Genomic DNA, 24719 nt, shown 5'->3' with positions numbered 1-24719 from the left:
GATGCAGGTCAGTGGTGGGTGTCCGCCGCCGGCGACGGCCCGGTCGGGTCTGGCGTCCGCAGGCCGGGCCGCCCGCCGGCGGGGGAGTTCGGGTCAGGTCCGGCGCCGGTAGGCGCGGACCGCGAGGGGCGCGAAGACCGCGATGATCCCGGCCGTCCACAGCAGCGTGGCCGTCACCGGCCCGGCGACGGGGCCGCCGATCATGAGCCCGCGCGCGGCGTCCATCGCGTGCACGGCGGGGTTGACGTTCATCCACGCCTGGAGCCAGCCGGGCATGGTGTCGACCGGCGTGAGCATGTTGGTGCCGAACGTCAGCGGGAAGATGACGATGAACGCCACGCCCTGCACCGACCCCGGCTCCTTCATGACCGCGCCCAGCAGCAGGAACACCCAGCTCAGCGCGAAGCCCAGCCCGATCGCGAGGAGGCACCCGGCGAGCGCCGACAGCGGGTCGGTCTCGATGCGGAAGCCAAGTATCGAGGAGAACCCGATCAGCACCACGATGGTCACGACGTAGCGGATGCCGTCGCCGAGCACCGCGCCGATGAGCGGGGCGGACCGGCCGATCGGCATGGACCGGAACCGGTCGAACAGGCCGGTCTTGAGGTCGGAGCTGAAGTTGACGCCCGACTGGATCGACGCGAACAGCGTCAGCATGACCGCGAGCGCGGGCACCAGCGTCTGGAGGTACGCGGCGGTGTCGCCCGCGAGCGCGCCGCCGAGGAGGAACCCGAACATCGCGGTGAAGATGATCGGCTGGAGCGTCACGTCGAGCAGCTGCTCGGGATTGCGCATGGTCTTGACGAGGTTGCGCCAGGCCAGCGCGAGCGAGTGCCGCGCGAGCGCGAAGGGCCGCTTGGCGGCCGACGCGATGGCATCCACTGTGGTGGACGGTTCGGTGAGGACGGCGGTCATGCCGGGACCTCGGCTTTCTCGTTGTCGTTGCTGGTGGTGTGCCCGGTGAGTTTGAAGAACACGTCGTCCAGGTCGGGCAGTTGGAGCGAGAGCTCGGTGACGCCGATCCCCGCGAGCGCGAGTTCGGAGACGACGGCGGTGAAGACCAGGTCGCCGTCGGCCGGGACGGCGAGCACGCCGCGCTGCGGCGACTCGGGCTTGCGTCCGGTGAACTCGGACAGGATCCTGTCGACGCGGTCGAGATCGGCGGGGTCGCTGGGCCGCACGACGATCGACTGCCCGCCGACGATCCGCTTGAGTTCGGCCGGGGTGCCGTGGGCGATGACGCGGCCGTGGTCGATCACGGAGATCGCGTCGGCGAGCGCGTCGGCCTCTTCGAGGTACTGGGTGGTGAGCAGGACGGTGGTCCCGTCGTTGACGAGGCGGCGCACGACGCCCCACAGCTCCTCGCGCTTGGCGGGGTCGAGGCCGGTGGTCGGCTCGTCGAGGAAGACGATGCGCGGGCGGCCCATGAGGCTCGCGGCGAGGTCGAGGCGGCGGCGCATCCCGCCGGAGTAGGTCTTGACGGTGCGCTTCGCGGCCTCGGTGAGGTCGAAATCGGCCAGCAGGCGCTTCGCGCGGGATTTGATCTCGCCGCCGCGCAGGTCGAGGAGCCGGCCGATGAGGGTCAGGTTCTCCATTCCGGTCAGGTCGTCGTCGACGGACGCGAACTGGCCGGTGAGCCCGATGGCGCGGCGGACCCGGTCGGGGTGGCGGACCACGTCGTTCCCGGCGACGGTGACGGTGCCGCCGTCGGGTCGCAGGAGGGTGGAGAGGACGCGGACGGCGGTGGTCTTCCCAGCGCCGTTGGGCCCGAGCACGCCGAGGACGGTTCCTTCTTCGGCGGCGAGGTCGACGCCGTGGAGGGCGGTGAAGTCGCCGAAGCGCTTCACCAGGCCTTCAGCTTGGAAAGCGGTGGACATGCGGGTTTCCCTTCGGAGGTTTCCTGGTGCTGGAATCCATCCTTCGCGGGAGGCATGTCATCGGCGGTGCACGAGCGTGTCACGGCCGCAGCCCTCATGATGCGGCCGTGACACGGGGGTGTTCGGGCAGGTCGGCGGGCATGACCGCCGAAATGTCGGACCCCTGTGTCAGGGTTCTTTGAACGGGGGCGCCGCGAACGGGCCCCTCAGGCTCGGCCCCTGCCCTAAAACGGGCCGCTCGAACCCGGCCCGCGGCTACGCCGCCGCGAAGGGCTCCGTCAGGTGCGGCGTGGCCAGGTGCAACGTGGTGGCGGCTTCGACTCCAAGCAGGCGTTCCCTTGAGCGCCTGGCCAGGTCGGGGTCGACTTCGTGAGCGTAGGCGAGCTCGGGGTAGAGGAGCTGGATCGCGTGCACGAGGAGGTCGCCGGTGACGAGCGCGAGCTCGCGCCCGTCGGCGACGAGCACGCTCTGGTGCCCGGGAGTGTGGCCGGGCGTGGCGATCGCGCGGCCGGTGCGCAGCGGCGTGTCGCCGTCGAGGAGCCGAAGCTGACCGGCCGCCGCGAGCGGATCGGTGAGCGCCTCGCGCAGCCCCGGATTGAGCGAGTCGAGCGCCTCGAACTCGGCCCGCTGGAGCAGGTACTCGGCATTGGGAAAGAAGGGCCGGAGACCGCCGGCCGCGCCTTCGCCGTCGAAAGAGTCGCCCGCTGAAGGAACCGCTGCTTCGCTCACGACCGCCCAGCCGACGTGGTCGGTGTGCAGATGGGTGAGCACCACGGTGTCGACCTCGGCGGGGTCGATGCCGGCGGCGGCCAGGGACTCGGGGAGCGTGCCGGGCACGGGAGCCCAGGACGCGGCCGGGCTGTCGGCCGGGCCGATCCCGGCGTCGACCACGGTGAGACCTTGTTCGCCGCGGATGGCGAAGGCGCGGAACTGAAGCCGCCAACGGCCCGCAGCATCGACCGCACCGGGATCGAGCCGGTCGGCCTCGGCCCACTGCGAGGCGGTCGCATCGGGGAACGCCTCGGCACGAGAAGAGAAGAAGGGGCCGTCGCCGTCGGGAAGCGCAACGATCTCGACCGAACCGACCCGAAGCCGGGGAAGGGAAAGAGCCATGGCGAGATCCTGCCACGTCACCCGCGAGGCCCCCGGACAGCCGTGTGACCTGTCCGTGGGGGCCGCCGAGCACGTTCTTGTCGGATTCGCTCGGGTGAGCTGCGGATACGGTCCCATTTGCACCTGCGGGCAATGGTTTCGCAAACGGCGTTTCCACAGATTGGTCAGTGCTACCGGCGAGTAATGAAACTGGGCAAATCGGCTGTATTTATTACGCCCGACTCAAGATCAACATTGGACATCCAGAAACGCTACGGAGCCTCCATCGACTGACGAGGCGGGTGTCAAACTCTGATAAGGCGATGGCTAATCCAGGTCGGTGCCAATATCGCTACCATGTGATATTGTGCTCTGCAACCGGAAACCCAAGGAAGTCGGCGGCTCGGCATCTGTGGATACCGGGAAAGAGTCCCTAGCGTCTCAAAGACTTCAGAGTCCCCTCGAAGCCCACCTACATGAAGACGCCTCGGTAGCACCCCTCCTCCATCTCAATCGATATACGTCAACTCACGAATGCCTAGAAGCCTCGGAGGTCGCCTTGACGCAAAACCTACGAACGACCGCCACGGAAAGTATCGATTTACTACAGATGTCACCTGCTGCTGGTTGTGCCTGCAAGGTCCCTCCCGCCGAGATGCAATTCTTCATGTCCACCGTTGACGGCTTCCTGAGCGAGGATGCGGAACACCGGCAGACTGTGCTCGATGGCAGTGCTCGCGATGATGCATCCCTTTGGCGCATATCTCCTGACGAGTACCTTGCGCTGAGCGTTGATTTCGGAACCCCGGTGTCGTCGGACCCTGCCGCGTGGGGCCGAATCGCCACGCTGAATGCCCTGTCCGACCTTTACGCCACGGGCGCGAAACCTCAGATCGCTCTAAGTGTCCTCGGATGGCCCTCACGAGTGAACATGGAGACGATGTCGAGCATCACGGCTGCGTCAATTGCGACGCTGGCGGAGAACGGGGCAGTCCTGGGCGGCGGTCACACTATCCGATCCGAGGTGCCGCTGTTTGGCCTCTGTGTCGTCGGAAGAGTCCGCGCGAATGAGGTGATGCTCGTAGATAAGGCTCGGCCTGGAGACGTGCTGGTGCTCACGAAGCCGCTGGGCACAGGAATCATCACTGCTGCGCAGAAGTTCGGTGCCGCTTCGGACAAGTTGATATCGATATCTGAAGGGGTGATGTCGATCTCGAATTCCACCGCAAGCGAGATCGCCGTGAAACTGGGAGTCGCGGCGGCGACCGACGTTACGGGCTATGGTCTGATCGGGCACCTGAATAATCTCCTCTCCAAGTCGACGGTCAGTGCCAGAATCAGTGCCTCGGCCATTCAGAAAATAGATGAGGCCGAAGAACTTTTGCTTGGCGATGGCGTAGTGCCGAACAGTGCCGAACGAAACTACTTCGCCTACGAAAAGTTCGTCGATTGGGGAACCACATCCTTTTCGGACAGAATGATTATGTGCGATCCGCAGACATCAGGAGGGCTGATGCTGGCGATTCAGGAGGAGAAATCTCATGAGTTCGTCGCGCGATGCGCAGACGAGGGGTTTGCCGCGTATCCGATAGGTCGCGTTCGCGAAGGAGAACCCGGGATGATCGAAGTCACGGTTTGAGAGCGGGCTTTAAGCGGAAAGTTGATGATGATGGCACCGCACAGGCGCATCCTATATACAGGTGTGGTATTCGGGTTGCTGACGTTCCTGGCCGGAGCGACTGTCGACACGATCGACGATTCTGGTTACACGAAAACGATTGGAATCGCCCTCCAATCCCTCGGCGCGGCCATCATATTCCCAATCCTGGTTTCTTTCGCATATGACCGACTGCGCGAGCGCCTGCTCGGAGACGAGGTCTGGCGGCTCTTCGCCGAGTTGTCCGATGCCGGAATCATCCGAGTATATCGAGATAGAGAATTTGCATTGGGAAGAGACAACGCGCAGACGCGGCTGTCCGAGGAATTTCTTTCGCAGAAGCAGGGCGAAATTCTCATAATGGGTTCGTCCTTGCGCGTGTTCTTCAACCCGCTCGGTCCGTTCTATCGCGATATCGAAACAATATTGAACAGCTCGAACGGCAACATAGAAATAAAAGCGATAATATCGCGCAATGATAGTCCGTCTATTCAGGATCGAATTGCCGTCGAGCAACCGACCCTGCCTCCGGATGAGAAGCCGCAGCATGACCGAGATTGCGATTCAACGATCTCTGCAGTGCGCAAGATTGCGACTTCGATTGGGCCGAATATAGCTCTAAAGAGAGTTATGCCTGCTCCATATTGCACGGCTGTTGTATTTCCCGGGATCGCGTTCTATTCTCCGAATATGCTTTCGACCGAAGTGCCGGTCCGCATGCCTATGATACTTTTCCGGGCTGGTTCGCACGGGTACAATATGATCAAATCACAATTCGAGCACCTTTGGAACGAAAAAAGCAGTCAGCAGGTCGTGCCATGACCGATGGCCTATGGAGCATTTACAGCGAATACACCTCGGTGGAGTTGTCCGGCGATGTGAATGATGCGGCTCGCATGATTTTCAATCTGGTCAACATCGATGGTTCCCGTTCAATCGGAGTTGATCCGCCGCTCGTTCCGGAGCTCAAGGCCGAATTGCTGCGTCTTGATCCCGGGTCGACTTGGGCACGGTGGTGGTCGAAGCACTCGGGATCGGATCTGCGCGTCGTCGCCGGAAAGAAGAAGCCGGCAGTCCTGCCGCTGATCAGGAGGCGTGAACAATCTCCATCCGGTCGCGTGGTCGGAGTCAATATCGGTGGACACAACCTTCGCACCGTTTTTCTCGAAGACGGGAAGATGCTGGATTCCAGGAGGCTCCGCATCGGGTCGGGACAGATTTCGAGGCTCGCGAACATTACGCTGAGGGACTTGGTGAGTCTGCTCGATATTTCCGCCTTCGGGCCGGAAAAGGTCGGCATCGCCTGGTCGGCTCCACGAGTAAATGGCAGCCTGCGCTCTTCGTCGATCCAGCTTGAGAATGCTGGTGAAGTCGGGAGACTCTTGGACCTCAACGAGATCGATTCAGCGCTCTCGCAGGAGCTTCGCTGTCGTGCCTCCAGCTGGAACGATGGTGAAGCCATAGCGGCTGCGGAGATTTCAAACAGATCGACTGATGGCAAGGGCCAAGTGCTTTCGATAAAACTCGGGACCTCTATAGCAGCTGGCTTTTCCATCGGGTCGGATATCGTCTCCGCGCCTCTTCAGCTGTCAAAGCTTCTACTCCGCGCAAGTCCGATGGTGGAGTTCGACCATCCGATAATCGGAGTTCGAGGAACTTCGCGAGATGTTCTGGGGGCGACATCGTTGGCACAGGCATATCAAGCGATCACGGGCGCCTCAGGCACGAGTTATAAGGACTACTGCGAACTTACGGTAGCAGGCGATCCCGTAGCAACCGAATTGACCAGACGCGCTGCAGCTGGTATCGCGGAGATCGCTCAGGTGATGACTGATGCCTTCGGATCTTTCCAACTTGCTGTAACCGGAGACAATATCAGTGACGAAGTGTACTCGGCGGTATTCGAAAGATTCTTGACTGCTGAACTCGCAAATGTTCGGGGTGTCCGACTGCTTTCGCCCGGGATTGACAGTAGCCTGGGGGCTGCGATAGGGGCGGCTGTTCTGGCGCAAGAATTTAGTATTTCTCACTATTAACACTTCTAGAGAGGATTTCAATCATGGACGTGGATTCGGCGCTGGAGATGGTGCGGCTTGCTCAACATCGGCCAGATTCTGCGGTCAGGGAAGATGTCGCAGAGGCCATTGAGACGTTGGTGGCCACGACCGCGAGGACTTACAGCAACCAGAGCGCGACCTATGCCGAGGCCAGAACGGGCAACCCGTGGGAGAAGGACCTGGAGCTGACGGACACGTTGTTGGCTGCTGTTCGCGATCGTATCTCAACTGGAAAGATCGACTGTGCGGAATCGAGATGGAAGTTGCTCGATGTCGGTGCGGGGTACGGACGAGATGTTCTTCGGTTCTCTAAAGAATCTGACGTGGAGCCGTTCGCACTTGAGAACGCCCCTGGTTTCGTTTCGGCGCTTTCGGCTCTTGAGGCCAGTGGAGAGCTTTCTCCCGGCTCAGTGATAGCAGCAGATATGCGGAGTATGTCGGACATTCCCGACTCCTCATTCCATTGCGTTCGAAATCATGCCGCACTCCATCACCTGCCTGTAGTGCCGTTTGATCTTGGAGCGGATGCCGCGATGGCGGAGGCTCGTCGAGTTCTCGTGCCGGGTGGAGTGCTGTACGTACTCGTCAAATCCGGTGATGGAGTGAGCATGATCGATACCAATGAAGGACTCGGGGGCCGTTTCTTCCAATTGTTCACGCCTTCGCTTCTGGAATCTCTGCTGCGGCGGAATGGATTCAGCGTAGACGTCCTGGAAGAGCTCCTGGAATCACGGCAATCGGGCGATGTCGGCTGGATATTTCTACTCGGCACCGCGGTCTGAGTGTCGATGGCATCAAGCGTCCCCGGCGTGGCAGTGGTCGGCCGTTTTCAACCGTTCCATTGGGGTCATTTCGAGTATCTTGCGGAGGCGGCAACGATCGGCGGCCCTCGGCTTACGGTTGGTATTACGAACCCTTCACCGACTATGACGCGGTCAACTCCCCTGGACAAAAGCAGGTCTACTCCCTCGTCGAATCCGTTCAGCTTCGATCAGCGCAAGGAGATGATCGCTCGGAGCTTTACCGGAATCGACATGCGGGTCGATCTCGACTTCCGACCCTGCGATCTTCGGAGTATTACGTCGATAAGGTCATCGCTTGGCGATTGTCAAGTTGTCGCTATTACCATCTACGATGCCTGGGGATTGGAGAAGCAACGCTTGATGGAGGAGGCCGGTTACGACGTTCGGGTACTGTGGCGACGTTCGGAGAAGCTGGTCTCCGGCACAGAAGTGCGGGAGAGGTTGCGAGCTCGGCGTCCCTGGGAACATTTGGTGCCCTCTGGCACCGCCTCGGTGATCAATTCCGCCGATGTCAATTACTGATGTTCTGTTCGCATGCGATGCTGTTGCAGTCGCCGTGGTGGTTTCCGATCTGCCAAGGTCGTACAGATGAGGTGTAAGCTCCACCGTCATCCCGTTGACCAGTAGGTTTGGCCTGGAGTGCGCTCCAGGTTCTAGGCTTTGCGCGGTACACGACTTGAAGGGGGAGCGCTATGGCGCGTGTGGCGGTAACCGGAGGCAGCGGGAAACTCGGCCGGGCTGCGGTGCGGGATCTGGTCGAGCACGGGTGGGATGTGGTCAACCTCGACCGCGCCCCCTCGCCTGACAATCTCGCGCCCTTCCTCAGCATCGACCTCACCGACTACGGGCAGGTCGTCGGCGCCCTCACCGGCGTCGACGACCGCTACGACCGCATCGACGCCGTCGTTCACCTCGCTGCGATCCCTGCGCCCGGCCTCCAGGCCAACTCCGCGATCTTCCGCAACAACATCCTGAGCACCTACAACGTGTTCGCCGCCGCGAAGGTCGCCGGCATCGACAACATCGTCTGGGCCTCAAGCGAAACCGTCCTCGGGCTCCCCTTCGAGACCCCGCCGCCGTACCTGCCGGTCGACGAGGAGTACGCCCCGCGCCCCGAGTCCACCTACTCGCTCGTCAAGACCCTCGAAGAGACCATGGTCGGCGAACTCTGCCGCTGGAACCCGCGGCTCAAGGCCACCGGCCTGCGCTTCTCCAATGTCATGTACGTCGAGGACTACGCGGCCTTCCCCGCCTTCGAAAGCGACCCGACGCTGCGCGACTGGAACCTCTGGTCCTATATCGACGCACGCGACGGCGCGCTGGCGATCCGCCTGGGCCTCGAACGCGAGGGCACCGGCAAGGAGGTCTTCGTGATCGCCTCCCCGGACACCGTGATGTCCACGCCCACACCCGAACTCGTCAAGGCGCACTACCCCGACCTGGAACTCAAGCGCCCCGTCGAGGGCCACGAGACGCTCCTGTCGATCGACAAGGCCCGCAGGCTCCTCGGCTACGACCCGCGGCACACCTGGCGCGACCACGTCTAGTCCACTTCGTACCAGACGTGGAAGTCGTCGTACCGGTGGATCCCGGGCTTCCCGTCGATCTCGCGCAGCGCCTGCTGTAGCGCGGTCAACTGCGACACCCGCATCGGCAGCGCGGCCTCGTCGGGCTGGTACGTCGACCCGCGCGGGTAGTCCTTGCCCGGCCGCGCCGACATCTCCACGTGGCACCCCAGCAGGTGCGACACCGGGTGCTCCTCGCACCATGCGACGAGTCGGTCCACTGTGTCCACGTATGCGCCCCAGTCCTGCACGTACAGCCGCCCCGGATAGAACGTGTCCCCGGTGAGCAGCAGCCGCGTCCAGCGGTCGTAGAACACGGTCGCCGCCATCTGATGTCCCGGCCCGGGGACCACGTCGACCACCCGGCCGCCGAGGTCGATCTCCCGCGTGCCGTTCGGCCAGTCGCCGAACCCGTAGTACTCGGTCACCGCCTCCACATCCGGCCCGACGACCACCGTGTCCGGCCGGCCGGCGAACTGCCCGTCCGCGGCCTTGTGGTCCCCGTGCCCGTGCGTGTGCGCCACGATCAGCCGGTAGTCGCTGCGCCGGTGGCGCTCCAGCCAGTCCGCGATGTGCGCGTCGACGACCTCGCGCAGCGGGAAGTACTCGGGCTCGGGCGTCGCCCCGGTGTCGATGAGCAGGGCCGACTCGTTCCCGAACAGCAGGAACAGGAACGGCGCCTCGAAGTTCACGGACATGTTCTGCCGCATGATGACCGTGTGCTCTTCGGCCCGGTGCGACTGGATCTCGGGCGCGGGGTCGTGCTTGGGCGAGGGCCAGCCCGCGTGCCATGCCGCGTCGAGGTCCGGCACGCAGCCGCCGGGGCCGAACGTCCTGGTGCGGTACGTCAAAGTCGCCTCCTCATTCGCCGACGGCGGATCGCGCCGACCCCGAGCGTAACCAGAGCCGCCTACCTCCCGCACCGTCTTTTGCCACGGCGTTTCCGCACGCCGGCCGCGTCCTCAAGGCCCGCGGAGGTCCGGCGGCCCGTTAGGGTGGCAGGCGCCGGACCCCTCTTCGAAAGGCGGTCGCCGAGATGCGCCGTGCCGCAGCCATTCTCCTCGCGGGAACCCTCGCCCTCACCGGTTGCTCCGACGAGCCCGCCGAGGTCACGGACGGCGACGTCGCCCGCATCGAGGGCAGCCTCGCGCGCGGCTCGGAGCTCGCCTGGGAGCTGACCCAGGCGGAGACGAGGGTCGCGGCCATGTGCATGCAGGACCTCGGCTTCACCGTCCACGACCGCAACCTCTTGCACGGCATGATGATCCCGAACCGCTTCGAGGGCTTCGCCTCGCCCTACGCCCGCATCCCCACGGTCGAGCAGGCCGAGAGGTTCGGCTTCGGCCACTGGGTCAACGCGACCGACACCGATGCGGCCCAAGCCATGCGCGAAGACCTGGACTACCTCGACTTCGCCGGCGCCGAACTGGGTTGGAACGACCCGGCCGAGCACGAGGAGTATGTGGAGTGGAAGGACCTGGGCGAGGAGTACCAGCGGGAATGGCTCATCGCCTTCCTCGGCCCGGAACGCCTCGCTTACCAGGAGGCCTTGAGCCACGGCCAGTGGGACTTCGACGACCTCGGCTTCCTGCCCACCCATGAGACGGTCAGCCGGTTCTACGGCGGCACGGGCGAGGCGCTCCCCGAGGAGATCGAACCCGTCGAGGACCCGACCGCCGCCGAGTTCGCCATGGCCCTCGACTTCGCCGAGTGCGCCGAGGACGCGGGCCTGCGCGACGGCGCCGAGGAGATGTGGGGCCGCATGTACGTGGAGCAGCTGATCGACCGCGAGGCCGAGGTCTACGTCTGGGAGCAGGAGATCGAGGGCTACCTCGCCAACGCCCAGGACCATCTCGCAGGCGATTAGCTGCGAAAACGCATACCGATCGGTCGATCGAAATATAATATGCAACAAAAGGTTGCGCGTTGCTGGACAGTCCGCTAGTCTTTGAAGCAACCAAAGGTTGCGAGAAGTTGCGAAAGGCGGCTGACGACATGACCGACATGAAATCGAGCAAGGCACCGGGCGAAGAGCTCGGCACCATCGAGCGGGAGCTCCACATCGACGCCGACCCCGAGGTCGTCTTCGACGTGGTCAGCAGCCCCGAGCACCTCACCGAGTGGTGGCCCGACGAGGCCCGCTACTCGTCCGTCCCCGGCGAGGCCGGACGCATCGGCTTCCGCAAGGACGACGGCGAAGGCATCACCTGGGAGCAGTTCACCGTCGTGGACGCCGCGCCCCCGCGCCACTTCTCCTTCCGCTGGACCCATCTCGAAGGCGAGAAGGCCGCGCCCGGCAACTCGTTCCTGGTCAGGTTCGACCTCGAACCGGCCGGAACCGGCACCCGCCTGCGCATGACCGAGTCCGGGTTCCGCGAACGCGGCTGGGACGAGGCCAAGATCGCCGCCGAGTACCACGCGCACGTCGACGGCTGGGGCCACTTCCTGCCGCGCCTGGTCTCCTACGGCGCCAAGGTCGGTTCGTCCCGATGAGCGCGATGGTGGACGACGACCTCTGGTCGGCCGTCGGCGATCCGACCCGCCGCCGCATGATCGACCTCCTCCTGGGCGAGGGCGGCGGCACCGCGACGAGCCTCAGCGAGCACCTGCCGGTGACCCGCCAGGCCGTCGCGAAGCACCTCGCGGTGCTCGACCGGGTCGGCCTGGTCCACGCCAGCACCAGGGGGCGCGAACGCCACTACCGGGTCGACGAGGACCAGCTCGCCCGCGCCGTCGCCCAGTTCACCGAGGTCGGCAACGCCTGGGACGCCCGCATGCAGCGCATCAAGCGCATCGCCGAGCGCATCCAGCGCGGTAGGGACGGCCTGGACGGCAAGGGCGGCAAGAGTGACACGGACAGCCGGCGAGCCGACACGGGCGGCCGACTGGAAGAGCCGGAACAACAGGACCGGCAAGAGCAGTAGAACGGCAAGAAGACCAAGAGCAGCACGACCAGAAACGACGGACACGACGAGAAAGGAACAAGAAGATGGTCGACATCCTTCACCGCACCGGTTTCGAGAACACCTCGACCGAGAAGGTCTACGAGGCCCTCACCACCCTGGACGGGTTGCGAGGCTGGTGGACCGGCGACACCACCGGCAAGACCGACCTCCACGACGTGATCGCGTTCCGCTTCCCCGACGGCGGCTTCGACATGAAGATCACCGAGCTGGCACCGGGCCGACGCGTCGAATGGGAGGTCGTCGGCGGGACGCCCGAATGGATCGGGACGAAGGTGCACTGGGACCTCAAGCAGGACGGCGACTGGGCGATCCTGCTGTTCAAGCACGAGGGCTGGCGCGAACCGGTCGAGTTCATGCACCACTGCTCGTCGAAGTGGGGGACGTTCCTCATCAGCCTCAAGCACTTCGTCGAGACCGGCAAGGGCGAGCCCGCGCCGAACGACGTGAAGACCGACAACTGGTAGCCCGAGCAGGCGTCCATACCGCTCGAACGCAGGAGAAGAGCGGACGCCGCGAGGAGACCACTAGCGCCACAGGCGCATTGAACGGCCGGTGGTCGGTGTTCGGCAGTTGCCGACCACCGGCCGCCGGCTCACGCGTTCGGACTCAGGTACGCCAGCAGGTCGTCCACCAGTTCCTGCGGTCCCGCACCGCCCTTGCCCTCGGCGGCCAAGTGCCCGGCGACGGCGAGGTCGGCCGCCCCGTGCGCCAGCGCGCGGAGCAGCGACGCCACGCGGACCGGGTCCCCAGGCGGCAGCGCGCCGGCCTCCTGCGCTGCGGCGACGAGTTCGACGAACGCGCCCTGCGCCGCAGTCGCGGCCTCCCCGAGCTCTTCCGAGTCGATGGTCCACGGCCCGAACACCAGCTTGAACCGCGCCGGATGAGCCAGCGCCCAACCGATGTAGTCGTGCAGCACGGTCCGCAGCGCCGCCTGCGGCGAATCCCTAAGGGCCGTCTCGCGCAGTCCCGGCAGCCGCGACCGCAGCTCCTGCGCCGCGACCGCCGCGAGCAGGGCCTCCTTGCCCGCGAAGTGCTTGTACGGCGCGTTGTGCGAGACCCCCGCCAGGCGGCCGACCTCCCGCAGCGTCACCGCCTCGACGCCGCCCTCGTCCAGGAGCCGGGCGGCGGCCTGCACCAGCGCATCACGTGTGGTGGACATGAGGACTCCCCGAGGTTGACAATGTCAACCTCATTGGCATAGGTTGACGTTGTCAACATTACTGGCGTCGACCGAACGCCGACTCCAAGGGGAGGGACCATGCCGCACCCGAAGACCGCCGTAGTCACCGGCGCCACCTCCGGCATCGGGGAATCGATCGCCCGCAACCTCGCCGCGCAGGGCGTGCGCGTCGTCCTCGTCGGACGCGACGACGACAGGCTCCACCGGTCGCGCCGACGCATCGAAGCCGAAGTCCCCGAGGCGGATCTGCGACTCGAACGCGCCGACCTGTCCCTGCTCGGCGAGGTCCGCGGCCTCGCCGATCGCCTGGCCGACCCGCCTCCGGACCTCGTCGTCAGCAACGCCGCCGTCATCGCCGCCATCGCCGACCGCACCTCCGAAGGGCATCAGCGGACCCTTGCCACGAACCACCTCGCCCCGTACCTCCTGCTGCGCTCCCTGGTGGGGCCCATCGGAACGCGACCCGCACGGTTCGTGGTGGTGGGCGCCTCGCCGCGCGGCCTGCGGCGAGTCCCGGTCGACCTCGACGACCTGGAGCTGCGCCGCGGCCTCGGCGGACCGCCGAGCCTGCGGCCGATGATCGCCTACGCGCGCACCAAGAACATGAACGCGATGTTCGTCTACGCGCTGGCCCGGCGGCTCGAGGGCACGAACATCACGGTCAACGGCGCGCACCCCGGCATCATCCGGGGGACCCGTCTCGGTGTGGACGAGCTTCGCGGGATGCTGCGGGTCTTCGCGGCGGGCTCGCAGCTGATCTCACCGGGAGGGCCCGAGGTCGGTGCCGACACTCCCACGTGGCTGGCCACCGCGCCGGAACTCGAGGGTGTCACCGGGCGGTTCTACGTGAAGCGCAAGGCCGTCGCCACCGCCGCGCACACCACCGATCGGGAACGCTGCGACCGGCTCTGGAACGAAAGCGCCCGTCTCGTCGGTTTGCAGGAGGACTTGTAAGAGGAAAGGCCCGCTCGCCGGCCGCGATAGTCCGGCTGCGGACGGCACGCGAGGGCCGGTCGATCCCCACCCGGATCGACCGGCCCTGCTGTGGGAGGAAGGTCTTCGCTCCCTTTTATTGGGGGAGTGCCGTTGTCAATCGTCGCCGGGATCGGCGACCTTGGCCCGGGCCTGCTCGAGGATCCACGGGCACCACTCGTCGCCGTTCCAGGCGCGGTTCCAGACCGGGACGTCTTCGGGGTCGTCGGTGAAGCGGCAGCATTCGCGCGGGCCCGCGCCGTCGTTCACGTCGATGAGGTACTCGGCCGGGCCGGGCGTGTAGCGGTTCGGGACCGGGGAGACCTGGTAGACGGAGAACGCCGCCGGGCCTTTGCGGAAGTAGCCGAGATGGCCGTCCACGCCGGGTTCGCCGTCCGAGCGGAGGTTCCACCGGTCTTCGGGACCGGTGCCCGAGGACGCGTGTTCAGCCTTCACAGAACCGCACCTCTCCGGGTCGTTTGGCGGGCAGGTCCGTGGAGCGGTTTGAGCGGTCGGGACGCTCGCCGAGCTTGCTGCCGTTGTAGAAGACCTTGAAGGCGGTGTCCTCGATCCAGACCTTCCAGTCGGGAGCGAACGTGCGCCAGCCCTGGCCCCAGGTGGCGTGCAGGCTGCCGGAGTTCAGTCCGGAGACGATGAGGACGAGGTCCGCGCAGTTGCCGTTCGCATAGACCTGGAACGAATCAGGGGTGGCAGGACTGGAGGCGCGGACGCTGAATTCGCTGTGCCCATCGGTGAATCGCCCGCGGTGCAAAGGATCGGGCTCCACTGACGCGGTTCGAGTTGTGTCGGCCATTCTGCATCACTCCACTTCGGATTCTGTCGGATCACCGACAGTTCTGGCCCGACGCTTGCGAATTGCGCTGGCGCGTGTGTTCGCCGGGTTCTTCCACTGTTTCGAGGCCTATGGCCGAGCCTCGAACTCCTTCAACCTACGGGCCGTGCAAGCCTCTGAACAGGCGATTCGTTCTGCGAGTTTGCAAGGGGGAGCTAATCATCCATAGCTTTCAGGGCTTCTTTTGTATGGATGTTCTTCGAGGGCATGGTTCCGAAGGGGTTGCGATGACAGATGAGTATCGCGTCGCAACGCAGTGTCATCATTGGTGGCCAGGAATGATTCCGCTTAGGCAGGAGGCAATCCACCTTGTCATCATCGAAGCTCGCAAAGTGGCTTCCGGGTCGGGAAGTCCGAGTCCGCCGACTTCAAAGGAAGCTCAGCCAGGCCGCTGTAGGCAAGTTCGTCAAGCGCACCGATCAGACCGTGTCGAAGTGGGAGCACGGCCTGAAGTGCCCCGATGTCGGCCAGATGTGGGCGCTCGCGGCCAATCTCGGCATGGACGATGAGCTGCGCGATTACATGATTCAGATCGCCGAGAACGAGCACGAGCAGAACTTCCAGGCCGACCGCCGCTTCAACGCGCTGTGCCTCAGCATGGCCGAGCGAACGAATCGCGTGATCCTGAAGTGGGAGACCAACTACATCCCTGGCATCGCCCAGACGTGGGCTTACCATTTCCACTTCGTGCTACCCGCGGCAGACGGGACACTCGAGCAGGCGAACCGTGGCTGGACTTTCAAGGATGAGCGCCAGACCACGCTACTTTGCCGCGCCGACTGTCCGCAGGTAAGGCTGCTCATCTCCTCATATGCGTTGGATAACCTGCGCTACCTCAGCGCGGCCGACCGTGATGAGCAGCTCGCGCGACTGCACGAGCTCGATGCACTTCCCAACTGGGAGATCAGGATCGTCGATGGCCCATACCCTGAGGGTGCGAATTCCTTCGACATCTACAAACCTGGGGGCGCAGAGTTCGGCAGCCCGCCTTTTGTCTACGCGGAGGTGTGGGATGCCAGCTGGTGCATCGAGGAACCCGACCGGATCGCGCGTTACGATGAACTCTGGCAGTTCCTCTGGCGCAAATCGATACCGTTGAGGGAGTTTCTGAATGACTGATGTGACTGCTTGGCGCAAGAGCACCCGCAGTGGCGTTGACAACAACTCCAACTGCGTGGAACTACGCCGGGCATGGCGCAAGAGTGCCCACAGCGGTGGCACCAACAGCTCAAACTGCGTCGAGGTTTCGCTGTGCGCCGATTCTGACGGCTTCCATGTCCGCGACTCCAAGCTCGGTGACGGCTCCCCGGTCTTCGACCTCACCTCCGCCGACCTCCGGAGCCTGCTCAGCCACGCGGGCTGAGGCAACCCAACTCAGACAACCCGAAGCGGCGCCCCTCCCGAGACCCCAGTCTCCGGGAGGGGCGCCGCTTATTACCTTGGCGGACAAGGCGAAAGGCTCCGAGTCCTCAACCTCGGGGCCTGGCCCGGCGATGAGCCGGGCGGCGCTCAGCTACAGCCCGTACTGGTACCACAGCTTCCAGACCGTACGGCCGCTGGAGTCCTTGGCCGATTCGCACCAGGCGACGATGTTGAGATCGGGGTCGGCCTGGAGTTCGCGTTGCTCTCGAGCGCAGTTGGAGTACAGCCTGTAGGTGCCGAACAGGATGGCCTGGATCGTGTAGTCGCCGGAGGCGCTCGAAGTCGTCTCGGTCTCGGCGACGGCCGGGGCCGCCGAAGCGGTGCCCGCCACGGCGAGACCCGTGAGGGTCGTCGCCATCGCGAACCCGGCGAGCAACGCCGAAGCCTTTCGCACGTTCCCCTTGAAAACACTGTTCATGGACATCGCGTTCCTTCCGCTGCAATGGTTCAGCCAGCTGCCGACCGCCTGGTGCGGATCGGACAAAACGGGCTGTCAACGCGTTCATTCTGGTTGCGGAAAGTGACCCGTACAAGGCGGAAGACCGGCGGAACAGCGGCAGGAACTCTCGAGCGGGCCGCTGACCAGCCAGACGAACTCGAAGCACCCCTTCCAGGCGACCTGGTCCTAGGCGGGCACGGTGACCGAGGTCGCGCAGGCATTGCACATGAAGGTCAATTCCACGACCCTCTTGTCCTCGAACCGCACGCCCATCTCGATGTTCGGATCGTCGCAGTCGTAGCACAGCCACGGTCCGCTGTCTCCTTGCCGCCCCGACTCGATGATCTCGTTCCAACGCTCTTCGTCCATGGCCGGGACTCTATCGAACGGGGTCGATGACCTGGTCAGGGACAGCGGCGCGGTTGCCCAGGGGCGCCGAGGAGGTCCGGTCCTCGGCGGTCGTCGCCGGCAGGCGGACACGTCCGGAATCCGGAAGGGGGTCTATGACGGGGTCGACGCTACTGCGCTCTGGCGCGGGTGCGCTGTGCTCTCAATCCGACGCCGGGCCCGATCCCGTGTACTCGGGCCACTTCTCGCGGTTCAAGTGGTAGGCCACCAGCGCATTCGCGTGACCGTGCCCCAGGCCGTGCTCGGCCTTGAGCCAGTCGACGTGCGCCTTGTGCCCGGTGAGACCGGCCGTGTTCAGTTCTTCGAGCCAGTCGGGGATCGGTCGTCCGTACGTATTCTCGATCGAGGGGAAGTACGAGAGTGGGCCTTTAGGCTGCGAGGTCATGTCGTTCCTTCGGTGGTGTGGCCGCCTTGCCGATCGAATCCGTTGGGGCGGAATGAAGCAGGGTGATGGTCTGGCCTGGCCCGGTCGGTCGGACCCGGCCCGAGCGTCGCGCTCGAAGCCGGGTCGCCTATCCGAATCCGGGGCACTAGCGCCCGGATCGGAGCACCTGGAGTGAGACCGCCGAGGCCCACAGCCAGATGACCGCGCCGCCCGCGAGCATCCAGCGGTAGTCCGCCGCCGCGAACGAGGCCGCATTCAGCGCCACGTAGGCCACCGGCACGATGTAGCAACTGATGCGCCAAGCGGTCTGGCCGTCGCGGCGGAAGCGCCGCGCGATCACGAAGCAGGCCACGATGAGTGTGAGGCCCGCCCCGGCGGGTGCGAACGAGTGCAGGATGCCGTGCCAGCTCAGTGCCGCCGGAGCGCCGTCGGGCGTGCCGATCGGGTAGCCGAACGACGGGTCGGCGACGAACACGCCGGCCCAGATCAGGGCGATGCCGTAGATGCCGAACAGCCGCGGCGTCCACTTCGCTCCCGGTCCGTCGGCGAGCGCCCGGCGCAGGCCCACGGCTCCGGCGACGATGAGCAGGCCGGACACGACGAAGTTGGTGATCTGGATCCATCCGAGTCCGCTGAGGCTCAACAGGCTCAAGGGGTGGACGACCGGGTCGAAGCCGTCGCGGGTCGCGGCCTGCACGATGGCGGCGCCCACGAACAGCGGTGCGGCGGCGACGCCGCAGGCGAGCAGGCGGCGCTCGGAGACGGAGGCCGATCGTGCGACGAGAGTGTCGGGTGAGGTGAGAGATGTGGCAGTCATGACGGGTGCTCCTTGGGGGAGGGTGGTGGTTCTGCCCGTATAGACGAAGCTGCGGCCGCGAATTCATCGGTCGCGGCGGACCAGGGCACGCGAAAAGCGGGCCGCGTTTCGCGGCCCGCCTTCGGGTGTTTCCTGGTTGGTCTGTGCGCGTTCGCCTTCAGCTTTAGCGCTTGTTGAACTTCTTGCGGGAGATGGCGTAGCCGAGGATCGCGAAGGCCAGGGCCCAGGCGATCGTCAGGACCAGGTCCTGGCCGTCGACCGCGGTGCCCGACAGCAGGCTACGGGTCACTTCGATCCACGGGGTGAAGGGCTGGTAGTCGGCGAAGTACCGCAGGACGGTCGGCATCGAGTCGGTGGGCACGAAGGCCGAGCCGAGGAACGGCATGATCATCAGGAACATCGGCGAGTTCGAGGCGGTCTCGACGCTCTTGGCGGTGATACCGAGGGCCACTGTCAGCCAGATCAGGCCGAAGGAGACCAGCGCGACGACGCCGACCAATCCGAGCCATTCGAGCGGGCCGGCCTCCGGGCGGTAGCCCAGGGCCGCAGCGACACCCAGGACCACGGCGATGCCGAGGAACGACTGGATCATCGAGCCGAGCACGTGTCCGGTGAGGACCGAGACCCGGGCGATCGACATGGTGCGGAAGCGGTCGATGATGCCTTCGGTCATGTCCATGGCCACGCCGATCGCGGTGCCCTGCACGATTCCCGCGAGCGTCATCATCAGGATGCCGGGCGTCACGTAGGCGAGGTAGGCGTCGCGGCCGCCGGTCGGGCCGCCGAGCCCGTCGCCGAGCGTCCCGCCGAAGACGAAGACGAACAGGAGCAGGAAGACCACCGGCATGCCGATGAGCATGATCGTCAGCGACGGATATCGCTGCATGTGCTTGATCTGGCGGCGGAGCATCGTGGAGGTGTCGGTCAGTGCGTAGGCGAGGGTGCTCATCAGAGGTTCTCCTTCTGGGCTTGCTGAGCGGTACGGGCGGTGGTGTCGTCGATGTCGGTGGTGGTGCCTGGCGGCGGTCTGGGATCAGGCCGCTTCGGCCGCGTGGCCGGTGAGCGCCAGGAAGACGTCGTCGAGGTCGGGCGTGTGGACGGTCAGCTCGTCGACCTCGATCGCCTCGCGGTCGAGCGTGTCGAGGATCTTGCGCAGCGAGTGGACCGAGCCGTCCGAGGGGACCTCGACCGTGAGCTGGTCGGCGTCCGAGCCCGAGGCCTCCAGGAGCTGCGCGGTGCGGGCGACGTCCCCGGCCTGGTGCACGCGCAGCCGGATGTGGCCGCCGGGGATCAGGCGCTTGAGCTCCTCGGAGGTGCCCTCGGCGACTAGCGTGCCGCCGTTGAGGACCGCGATCTTGTCGGCCAGCTCGTCGGCCTCCTCGAGGTACTGCGTGGTGAGGAAGATCGTGGTGCCGGCCTTGACCAGCTCGCGGATCGCCGCCCACACCGTCCGGCGGCCGGCCGGGTCGAGGCCGGTGGTCGGCTCGTCCAGGAAGATCACCTTCGGGTTCCCCATGAGGCACATGGCGATGTCGAGGCGGCGCTTCATGCCGCCCGAGTAGGTCGAGGGGGCGCGCTTGGCGGCCTCCAGGAGGTCGAAGCGCTCCAGCAGCTCCTCGGTGCGGCGCACGGTCTCGCGCTTGCCGAGGTGGTGCAGGCGCCCCATGAGGTGCAGGTTCTCCCGGCCGGTGAGCAGGCCGTCGACCGCGGCGAACTGGCCGGTGACGCCGATGAGCTTGCGGACCTCGTCGGCCTGCTTGACGATGTGGTTGCCGCCGACGAACGCCTCGCCGCCGCTGGCGGGGATGAGGGTCGTCAGGATGTTGACGGTGGTGGTCTTGCCGGCGCCGTTCGGGCCGAGCAGGGAGTAGATGGTGCCTTCGGGGACGGCGATGTCGACGCCCTTGAGCACGGCGTTGTCGCCGTAGGACTTGGTGAGGTTCCGGGCTTCGATCGCCAGGGGCTTCTGGGTGTTCATCGTTCCTCGCTTCGGTTCGCTGTGCCGCTGGGCGGCGGTGCTTGGTGGTGCGGTTCGTTCGTTCCGGTTCGGCTCGGCCTCGCCGGGCATGTGAGAACTTTGGCCGGTGCCGCTGACACGGCGCTGACACCGGCCTGACGCGCCCGGGCCGGTGCTGTCAGGCGGAGGTCCGGCCTGGTCGGCGGCGGGTAGAGGGTGAGGATCATGCCGAGGTCGAACATCGGGGAGCCTCACGCTTTCTGTGCATTGTGGACAATAGTTGGACGGATTGCGGCCCTTGAGGATTCGGGTTCGAGGGCGGCGTGGATCGGCGGCGTCCTCGGGCCGCGCCGCCGCTGTACGGGCACGGTTCGAGGGCACGGTCGGGCACCGGCACGGTGCCGGGTTCGTGCGGTGGTCGCGGTGCCTAAGGCGCCGGTGGAAGCCGGACTAGCGGCTCGGTCAGATGTCGAGGTCCTGGACCGGCGGCGCCTCGGCGCTGGCGGCGACCATCGAGTACAGCTCGGGCGGGATCTTCGCCTTGAGCTCGGCGAGCGTCTCGACCACTTCGAGCGTGGACTCCCCGGTGGTCGACCCGTAGAACTGCTCGCCCAGGCCGAGGAACTTGCGCCAGCCGGTTTCGGCGGTGACCTGGACGAAGTCGGGCGTCTTCTCCGTGTGGATCACGAACTTGCCCGACCGGGCGCGGTAGACGCGGCAGATCTCGGCGGTGTTGTTGTCCGAGCGGATCCACTCGCCCAGCTTGACGCCGGTGAAGCGCTGGCGCTGCCGCTTGCTGCCGGTGCCCGGGCCGACGCGGACGGTGATCTCCTCGTAGCCTTCGAGCCTGCCCTCCTCGGCGTCGACGTAGCGCTTGAGCGCCGTCGAGATGGCCTTGGACAGATTGCCGCCCGCGAGTTCCTGTGCCCGGTTGTACAGGTCCAGGTCCTTGTCGGCGACGTAGATCGTCTTGTTGGGCATGACGGCATCTTAACCTCCTTCCAGGGGCGTGCCTTGGTATACGTATAGACTATACGTATACGTAGTCCTTGGCAAGTCGGATCCCCGAGTTTTTTCGCAGCGGGGCGCCGCCGGCCCCCGCGGGCACGGAAAAGGGCGACCCGGTGGTCACCCACCGGGCCGCCCTCACGCGTAACCGCTCAGATCACATGGGAAAAGGATCTTCCCCAATGGGATCGGGCGTCAGACGCCCTTCTGCGCCGCCAGCTGCGTCAGCTGGGCCTTCACCGTCTCGAGCACGTCCGTCGAGGCCGTCGGCACCGAGAAGCGGATCGTCGAGTTCAGGTCCGGGGCCAGCAGCTCGGCCGAGTTGTCGGCCGCGAAGACCACGTCCGTGTTCGCCTCGCCCACGACGAAGACGACCTCCAGCTCGCGGATGCGCTCGTGGAACTCGCCCTCGGTCGCCCAGAACTCGACCTCCTGGTAGAACGGCACCGTCGCCCCCTGGATGGTGCCCAGCTCCAGGTCGGTCTCCTGGAACGCGAAGCCCAAGGCCTCCAACGCCTCCCAGACCGCCTTGTGCACCGGCAGCGCCTCGACCGCCAGCCAGTCCAGATCGCCCTTGTCCAGGGCCTGGTCCAGCGCCAGATGCGTCGAGACGCCGAGCTTCATGCCGCCGACGAGCGGGCGCACGTCGACGTTGTTGAACGGGGTCTCCCAGGGCACCTGGACCTCGAACGTGATCGGGTGGGCCGTGCCCTTGGTGAGGTCGAACTTCCCGGAGATCTCGGCCTTGAAGTAGTCGTGGACCGAGCCGGCCGCGTCTTCTCCCTTGCTGTCGTCCTCCACCAGGGCGGTGAACTCGATCTCGACGCTCTCGACGGAGGCGTCCACTTCGGCGCCGGAGATGCGCACCTCGCCCTTGAGGACCCCGCCGGGGACGACGTGCTTCTCGTGCAAGAGCGTGTCGACTTGGATGCCACTACCGAGAATGGCCTTGAGCTTGCTGAACACCATTGGGGCGGTTCCTTTCGGAGGATCGCGGGAACGTCGCGGGGGAAGACGGACAGGGGGCAACCGCATCGTATCCCGAATGCCCAGGGTGACGTGTGACAGATCCCCTGCGGCGCGTTGAAACGCATGGGGCGCAAAAGGAACTAAACAGTGCAAGTTCGAAACGGCTGCGATCCACGGTGAACCGAGACGGCGCCGCAGCGGCACCGGCCCGGCACCGACCGCGCTCCGGCTAGGCCTCGCCGTGCTTCTGCACGACCGGGATCGCCGGATCGCCGGGAGAGAGTTTCAAACCCTCCCAAGGGATCGAGATCAGACGCTGGCGAAGCAGCTCGCGCGACTCCTCCAGCGTCGGCTGCGGCGTCAGCTCGCCGCCGCGGAACAGCGGCACCTGGAGCCACTTGTCGCCCGGCTGCGACTCCGGCTTCCCCTGCGAGACCACGACCTCCTCGACCGCGGTGCCCGTCGGCTTGTGGCGGCGCACCGAGATCTTCCGGCCCCCGTTGGTGCCCTTGTGCTCCGAGCGCTTCGCGACCGGGCGGCCCTCCACTTCGACCAGCTTGTACACCAGCTGCGCCGTCGGCGCGCCCGAACCGACCACGACGGCCGTGCCCGCCCCGTAGATGTCCACGGGGGCCGCGGTGAGCGCCGCGATGGAGAACTCGTCCAGGTCGCCCGAGACCACGATCTTCGTGTCGTGCGCGCCCAGTTCGTCGAGCAGTTCCCTTGCGCCGGTCGCCATCACGTCGAGGTCGCCCGAGTCGATCCGGATCGCGCGCAGGCGCGGGCCCGCCGCCTCGATCGCGTTGCGGATGCCCTGCGTGATGTCGTAGGTGTCCACCAGGAGCGTCGTCTCGGTGCCGAACGCGTCGATCTGCGCCTTGAACGCGCCGATCTCCGAGGTGTGCAGGAGCGTGAACGCGTGCGCGCTGGTGCCCGAGGTCGGCACGTCGTAGCGGCGCCCGGCCTCCAGGTTCGACGTCGCCGCGAACCCGGCCAGGTACGCCGCGCGCGAAGCCGCGATCGCCGCCGCCTCGTGCGTGCGGCGCGAGCCCATCTCCAGGATCGGGCGCCCGCGGGCGGCCGTGACCATGCGCGCGGCCGCGCTCGCGATCGCCGAGTCGTGGTTGAGGATCGAGAGCGTCAGCGTCTCCAGCAGCACGCACTCGGCGAACGTGCCGGTCACCGTGACGATCGGGGAACCGGGGAAGTACAGCTCGCCCTCGGCGTAGACGTCGATGTCGCCCTTGAAGCGGTAGTCCGACAGCCACTCGGCCGTCGACTGCTTCACGACCCTGCGGGAAGTGAGGTCCTCCAGGTCCGAGCCGTCGAAGCGGAAGCGCTCGATGGCCTCGCGGAGCCGGCCGATGCCGGCGACCACGCCGTAGCGGCGGCCCGTCGGCAGGCGGCGCCCGAACACCTCGAACACGCAGGGCAGCTCGGCGGTCCCGTCCTTGAGGGCGGCCTCCAGCATCGTGTACTCGTAGTGGTCGGTGTACAGGGGCGTGCGGGGGAGCGTGACGGACATAGGGGTGAGCGTAATGCACCCCGCACAGCAGCGGGCCCCGTGCGCGAGCGCTGTTCACACGGCGGCGCGAGCGCGGTGCGCGACGCCCGGTTTATTCCCTCCCGTCGCAGGTCGCGAGCCTCGTCTCACGCTCTGAGCGAGGCCTATCGGGGGAAGGGCGCCGCGTGTACGCTTGCTTGCGTGTTGCGGATCGCTCATGAGCTGGTCGAGGCGATGGTCGCGCACGCCCGGGCGGACCACCCCGACGAGGCGTGCGGCCTCATCGCCGGCCCCGAAGGCACGGGAGAGCCCCAGAGGCACATCCCGATGATCAACGCCGCCCGCTCCGCGACCTTCTACGAGTTCGACGCCGAAGAGTGGAAGCAGGTCTACGACCGGATGTGGGACAACGACGAGGAAGTCGTCGTGGCCTACCACTCCCACACCCACACCGAGGCCTACCCGTCGCGCTCCGACACCGGGATCGCCTCCGAACTGGGCCTGCCCGGCGCGCACTACGTGCTCGTGACCACCAAGGACCCCGACATCGCCGAAGTCCGGTCGTACCGGATCGCCGACGGCGTCGTGAACGAGGAGCCCATCGAGGTCACCGGAGCGCCCGAGGCGGTGCAGAGCTACAAGTTCGCGCACACCCCCGACTCCACGGTCTACGACTGTCCCTGAGTTTGCGCCGGGGCCCCGGGCCCGCGGCATGCGTCATGCAGCTGCACGGCTGCGAACCAGACAGATCGAGCGCCCCCGAGGGCGGCTCTTCGAGTAAAGGGAAA

Annotated in this window: 30 protein-coding genes; 14 read left to right on the top strand and 16 right to left on the bottom strand. The window is 65.8% G+C overall.

All coding sequences use genetic code 11. The features are described from left to right. Positions 1-93 precede the first annotated feature (93 nt). The 3 genes from BLQ63_RS24125 to BLQ63_RS24115 form a co-directional block, all read right to left on the bottom strand. Positions 94-915: an ABC transporter permease gene (locus BLQ63_RS24125; RefSeq protein WP_091040090.1), complete on the bottom strand. Its 822-nt coding sequence runs from the start codon at positions 913-915 to the stop codon at positions 94-96. After that, a complete protein-coding gene (locus BLQ63_RS24120) occupies positions 912-1877 on the bottom strand; it encodes an ATP-binding cassette domain-containing protein (RefSeq protein WP_091040089.1) in 966 nt (321 codons plus the stop codon). Before BLQ63_RS24120 ends, BLQ63_RS24125 begins: the two co-directional genes overlap by 4 nt. Before the next feature lie 255 nt (positions 1878-2132). Further along, positions 2133-2990 (bottom strand): MBL fold metallo-hydrolase, encoded by an 858-nt coding sequence (locus BLQ63_RS24115; RefSeq protein WP_091040088.1) that lies wholly within the window; start codon positions 2988-2990, stop codon positions 2133-2135. A 589-nt stretch (positions 2991-3579) separates the two neighbouring features. Here BLQ63_RS24115 and selD point away from each other — a divergent pair. From selD to BLQ63_RS24095, 6 genes are all read left to right on the top strand, one after another. Further along, positions 3580-4608 (top strand): selenide, water dikinase SelD, encoded by a 1029-nt coding sequence (gene selD, locus BLQ63_RS24110; RefSeq protein WP_091040087.1) that lies wholly within the window; start codon positions 3580-3582, stop codon positions 4606-4608. A 24-nt stretch (positions 4609-4632) separates the two neighbouring features. Then, on the top strand, positions 4633-5448 hold the full coding sequence (locus BLQ63_RS28080) for a hypothetical protein (protein ID WP_143015066.1): 816 nt from the start codon (positions 4633-4635) through the stop codon (positions 5446-5448). Then, positions 5445-6662, top strand: coding sequence for an ROK family protein (locus tag BLQ63_RS28075; RefSeq protein WP_143015065.1), 1218 nt, complete (start codon positions 5445-5447; stop codon positions 6660-6662). The genes BLQ63_RS28080 and BLQ63_RS28075 overlap by 4 nt, the downstream gene beginning before the upstream one ends. A gap of 23 nt (positions 6663-6685) precedes the next feature. Beyond that, complete coding sequence (locus BLQ63_RS24105; protein ID WP_091040086.1) at positions 6686-7465, top strand: class I SAM-dependent methyltransferase; 780 nt, start codon at positions 6686-6688, stop codon at positions 7463-7465. A gap of 27 nt (positions 7466-7492) precedes the next feature. Then, complete coding sequence (locus BLQ63_RS24100; protein WP_177155084.1) at positions 7493-8008, top strand: adenylyltransferase/cytidyltransferase family protein; 516 nt, start codon at positions 7493-7495, stop codon at positions 8006-8008. A 170-nt stretch (positions 8009-8178) separates the two neighbouring features. Then, complete coding sequence (locus BLQ63_RS24095; protein ID WP_091040084.1) at positions 8179-9033, top strand: NAD-dependent epimerase/dehydratase family protein; 855 nt, start codon at positions 8179-8181, stop codon at positions 9031-9033. Here the strand turns inward: BLQ63_RS24095 and BLQ63_RS24090 are convergent. After that, the gene (locus BLQ63_RS24090) at positions 9030-9902 is read right to left on the bottom strand and encodes an MBL fold metallo-hydrolase (protein WP_177155083.1); all 873 of its coding nucleotides are present in this window, start codon (positions 9900-9902) and stop codon (positions 9030-9032) included. The two genes, BLQ63_RS24095 and BLQ63_RS24090, sit on opposite strands and share 4 nt — an antisense overlap. Before the next feature lie 185 nt (positions 9903-10087). Here BLQ63_RS24090 and BLQ63_RS24085 point away from each other — a divergent pair, with 185 nt between their 5' ends. The 4 genes from BLQ63_RS24085 to BLQ63_RS24070 all read left to right on the top strand — a co-directional run bounded on the left by BLQ63_RS24085 (position 10088) and on the right by BLQ63_RS24070 (position 12481). Then, a complete protein-coding gene (locus BLQ63_RS24085) occupies positions 10088-10918 on the top strand; it encodes a hypothetical protein (RefSeq protein WP_091040083.1) in 831 nt (276 codons plus the stop codon). A gap of 128 nt (positions 10919-11046) precedes the next feature. Further along, a complete protein-coding gene (locus BLQ63_RS24080; RefSeq protein ID WP_218125472.1) occupies positions 11047-11544 on the top strand; it encodes an SRPBCC domain-containing protein in 498 nt (165 codons plus the stop codon). Further along, positions 11541-11975, top strand: a complete 435-nt coding sequence (locus BLQ63_RS24075; protein ID WP_091040082.1) for an ArsR/SmtB family transcription factor — start codon at positions 11541-11543, stop codon at positions 11973-11975. Before BLQ63_RS24080 ends, BLQ63_RS24075 begins: the two co-directional genes overlap by 4 nt. Positions 11976-12040: 65 nt before the next feature. After that, the gene (locus tag BLQ63_RS24070; protein ID WP_091040081.1) at positions 12041-12481 is read left to right on the top strand and encodes an SRPBCC family protein; all 441 of its coding nucleotides are present in this window, start codon (positions 12041-12043) and stop codon (positions 12479-12481) included. Between the two features lie 128 nt (positions 12482-12609). Here BLQ63_RS24070 and BLQ63_RS24065 read toward each other — a convergent pair whose 3' ends face one another. Then, positions 12610-13176, bottom strand: coding sequence for a TetR/AcrR family transcriptional regulator (locus BLQ63_RS24065; RefSeq protein ID WP_091040080.1), 567 nt, complete (start codon positions 13174-13176; stop codon positions 12610-12612). A gap of 99 nt (positions 13177-13275) precedes the next feature. Here BLQ63_RS24065 and BLQ63_RS24060 point away from each other — a divergent pair, with 99 nt between their 5' ends. After that, positions 13276-14151: an SDR family NAD(P)-dependent oxidoreductase gene (locus BLQ63_RS24060; protein WP_091040079.1), complete on the top strand. Its 876-nt coding sequence runs from the start codon at positions 13276-13278 to the stop codon at positions 14149-14151. Between the two features lie 135 nt (positions 14152-14286). Here the strand turns inward: BLQ63_RS24060 and BLQ63_RS24055 are convergent, their stop codons facing one another. Both BLQ63_RS24055 and BLQ63_RS24050 read right to left on the bottom strand, forming a co-directional pair. Beyond that, positions 14287-14625 (bottom strand): hypothetical protein, encoded by a 339-nt coding sequence (locus BLQ63_RS24055; protein WP_091040078.1) that lies wholly within the window; start codon positions 14623-14625, stop codon positions 14287-14289. Continuing rightward, positions 14615-14983, bottom strand: coding sequence for a hypothetical protein (locus BLQ63_RS24050; protein WP_143015063.1), 369 nt, complete (start codon positions 14981-14983; stop codon positions 14615-14617). Before BLQ63_RS24050 ends, BLQ63_RS24055 begins: the two co-directional genes overlap by 11 nt. A 348-nt stretch (positions 14984-15331) precedes the next feature. Between BLQ63_RS24050 and BLQ63_RS24045 the strand changes: the two genes are divergently transcribed. Together BLQ63_RS24045 and BLQ63_RS24040 are read left to right on the top strand one after the other, a co-directional pair. Then, positions 15332-16141: a Scr1 family TA system antitoxin-like transcriptional regulator gene (locus BLQ63_RS24045; protein WP_091040076.1), complete on the top strand. Its 810-nt coding sequence runs from the start codon at positions 15332-15334 to the stop codon at positions 16139-16141. Next, positions 16134-16385: a DUF397 domain-containing protein gene (locus tag BLQ63_RS24040; RefSeq protein WP_091040075.1), complete on the top strand. Its 252-nt coding sequence runs from the start codon at positions 16134-16136 to the stop codon at positions 16383-16385. The genes BLQ63_RS24045 and BLQ63_RS24040 overlap by 8 nt, the downstream gene beginning before the upstream one ends. A 150-nt stretch (positions 16386-16535) precedes the next feature. Here BLQ63_RS24040 and BLQ63_RS24035 read toward each other — a convergent pair whose 3' ends face one another. The 9 genes from BLQ63_RS24035 to BLQ63_RS23995 all read right to left on the bottom strand — a co-directional run bounded on the left by BLQ63_RS24035 (position 16536) and on the right by BLQ63_RS23995 (position 23952). After that, entirely contained in the window at positions 16536-16862 is a 327-nt protein-coding gene (locus BLQ63_RS24035) for a hypothetical protein (protein ID WP_143015062.1), read from the bottom strand. A 207-nt stretch (positions 16863-17069) separates the two neighbouring features. Beyond that, positions 17070-17252: a hypothetical protein gene (locus BLQ63_RS24030; protein WP_091040073.1), complete on the bottom strand. Its 183-nt coding sequence runs from the start codon at positions 17250-17252 to the stop codon at positions 17070-17072. A 181-nt stretch (positions 17253-17433) separates the two neighbouring features. Beyond that, entirely contained in the window at positions 17434-17676 is a 243-nt protein-coding gene (locus BLQ63_RS24025; protein ID WP_091040072.1) for a DUF4287 domain-containing protein, read from the bottom strand. A 145-nt stretch (positions 17677-17821) separates the two neighbouring features. Then, positions 17822-18493, bottom strand: a complete 672-nt coding sequence (locus BLQ63_RS24020) for a DUF998 domain-containing protein (RefSeq protein ID WP_091040071.1) — start codon at positions 18491-18493, stop codon at positions 17822-17824. A gap of 163 nt (positions 18494-18656) precedes the next feature. Beyond that, on the bottom strand, positions 18657-19442 hold the full coding sequence (locus BLQ63_RS24015; protein ID WP_091040070.1) for an ABC transporter permease: 786 nt from the start codon (positions 19440-19442) through the stop codon (positions 18657-18659). 84 nt (positions 19443-19526) lie between these two features. Further along, entirely contained in the window at positions 19527-20471 is a 945-nt protein-coding gene (locus BLQ63_RS24010) for an ATP-binding cassette domain-containing protein (protein ID WP_091040069.1), read from the bottom strand. 441 nt (positions 20472-20912) lie between these two features. Next, the gene (locus tag BLQ63_RS24005) at positions 20913-21431 is read right to left on the bottom strand and encodes an EXLDI protein (RefSeq protein ID WP_091040068.1); all 519 of its coding nucleotides are present in this window, start codon (positions 21429-21431) and stop codon (positions 20913-20915) included. Between the two features lie 222 nt (positions 21432-21653). Next, entirely contained in the window at positions 21654-22427 is a 774-nt protein-coding gene (locus BLQ63_RS24000) for a sporulation protein (protein ID WP_177155082.1), read from the bottom strand. A 229-nt stretch (positions 22428-22656) separates the two neighbouring features. Continuing rightward, a complete protein-coding gene (locus tag BLQ63_RS23995) occupies positions 22657-23952 on the bottom strand; it encodes a nicotinate phosphoribosyltransferase (RefSeq protein WP_091040066.1) in 1296 nt (431 codons plus the stop codon). Positions 23953-24132: 180 nt separating this feature from the next. Between BLQ63_RS23995 and BLQ63_RS23990 the strand changes: the two genes are divergently transcribed. Continuing rightward, positions 24133-24615 (top strand): M67 family metallopeptidase, encoded by a 483-nt coding sequence (locus BLQ63_RS23990; RefSeq protein ID WP_281188178.1) that lies wholly within the window; start codon positions 24133-24135, stop codon positions 24613-24615. Positions 24616-24719 lie beyond the last annotated feature (104 nt).

The sequence above is a fragment of the Glycomyces harbinensis genome (genome assembly GCF_900101745.1).
Lineage (GTDB): Bacteria > Actinomycetota > Actinomycetes > Mycobacteriales > Micromonosporaceae > Glycomyces > Glycomyces harbinensis.
This window is presented reverse-complemented; position numbering and strand designations above follow the sequence as displayed.

Coding starts and splice junctions, on each gene's coding strand:
- BLQ63_RS28075 (WP_143015065.1), top strand. CDS start 5,445: ATGACCGATGGCCTATGGAGCATTTACAGCGAATACACCTCGGTGGAG.
- BLQ63_RS28080 (WP_143015066.1), top strand. CDS start 4,633: ATGATGATGGCACCGCACAGGCGCATCCTATATACAGGTGTGGTATTC.
- BLQ63_RS24050 (WP_143015063.1), bottom strand. CDS start 14,983: ATGGCCGACACAACTCGAACCGCGTCAGTGGAGCCCGATCCTTTGCAC.
- BLQ63_RS24000 (WP_177155082.1), bottom strand. CDS start 22,427: ATGGTGTTCAGCAAGCTCAAGGCCATTCTCGGTAGTGGCATCCAAGTC.
- BLQ63_RS24115 (WP_091040088.1), bottom strand. CDS start 2,990: ATGGCTCTTTCCCTTCCCCGGCTTCGGGTCGGTTCGGTCGAGATCGTT.
- BLQ63_RS24015 (WP_091040070.1), bottom strand. CDS start 19,442: ATGAGCACCCTCGCCTACGCACTGACCGACACCTCCACGATGCTCCGC.
- BLQ63_RS24085 (WP_091040083.1), top strand. CDS start 10,088: ATGCGCCGTGCCGCAGCCATTCTCCTCGCGGGAACCCTCGCCCTCACC.
- BLQ63_RS24125 (WP_091040090.1), bottom strand. CDS start 915: ATGACCGCCGTCCTCACCGAACCGTCCACCACAGTGGATGCCATCGCG.
- BLQ63_RS24070 (WP_091040081.1), top strand. CDS start 12,041: ATGGTCGACATCCTTCACCGCACCGGTTTCGAGAACACCTCGACCGAG.
- BLQ63_RS24060 (WP_091040079.1), top strand. CDS start 13,276: ATGCCGCACCCGAAGACCGCCGTAGTCACCGGCGCCACCTCCGGCATC.
- BLQ63_RS24040 (WP_091040075.1), top strand. CDS start 16,134: ATGACTGATGTGACTGCTTGGCGCAAGAGCACCCGCAGTGGCGTTGAC.
- BLQ63_RS24080 (WP_218125472.1), top strand. CDS start 11,047: ATGACCGACATGAAATCGAGCAAGGCACCGGGCGAAGAGCTCGGCACC.
- BLQ63_RS24065 (WP_091040080.1), bottom strand. CDS start 13,176: ATGTCCACCACACGTGATGCGCTGGTGCAGGCCGCCGCCCGGCTCCTG.
- BLQ63_RS24035 (WP_143015062.1), bottom strand. CDS start 16,862: ATGAACAGTGTTTTCAAGGGGAACGTGCGAAAGGCTTCGGCGTTGCTC.
- BLQ63_RS24005 (WP_091040068.1), bottom strand. CDS start 21,431: ATGCCCAACAAGACGATCTACGTCGCCGACAAGGACCTGGACCTGTAC.
- BLQ63_RS23995 (WP_091040066.1), bottom strand. CDS start 23,952: ATGTCCGTCACGCTCCCCCGCACGCCCCTGTACACCGACCACTACGAG.
- BLQ63_RS24030 (WP_091040073.1), bottom strand. CDS start 17,252: ATGGACGAAGAGCGTTGGAACGAGATCATCGAGTCGGGGCGGCAAGGA.
- BLQ63_RS24105 (WP_091040086.1), top strand. CDS start 6,686: ATGGACGTGGATTCGGCGCTGGAGATGGTGCGGCTTGCTCAACATCGG.
- BLQ63_RS24010 (WP_091040069.1), bottom strand. CDS start 20,471: ATGAACACCCAGAAGCCCCTGGCGATCGAAGCCCGGAACCTCACCAAG.
- BLQ63_RS24095 (WP_091040084.1), top strand. CDS start 8,179: ATGGCGCGTGTGGCGGTAACCGGAGGCAGCGGGAAACTCGGCCGGGCT.
- BLQ63_RS24075 (WP_091040082.1), top strand. CDS start 11,541: ATGAGCGCGATGGTGGACGACGACCTCTGGTCGGCCGTCGGCGATCCG.
- BLQ63_RS24020 (WP_091040071.1), bottom strand. CDS start 18,493: ATGACTGCCACATCTCTCACCTCACCCGACACTCTCGTCGCACGATCG.
- BLQ63_RS24025 (WP_091040072.1), bottom strand. CDS start 17,676: ATGACCTCGCAGCCTAAAGGCCCACTCTCGTACTTCCCCTCGATCGAG.
- BLQ63_RS24120 (WP_091040089.1), bottom strand. CDS start 1,877: ATGTCCACCGCTTTCCAAGCTGAAGGCCTGGTGAAGCGCTTCGGCGAC.
- selD (WP_091040087.1), top strand. CDS start 3,580: ATGTCACCTGCTGCTGGTTGTGCCTGCAAGGTCCCTCCCGCCGAGATG.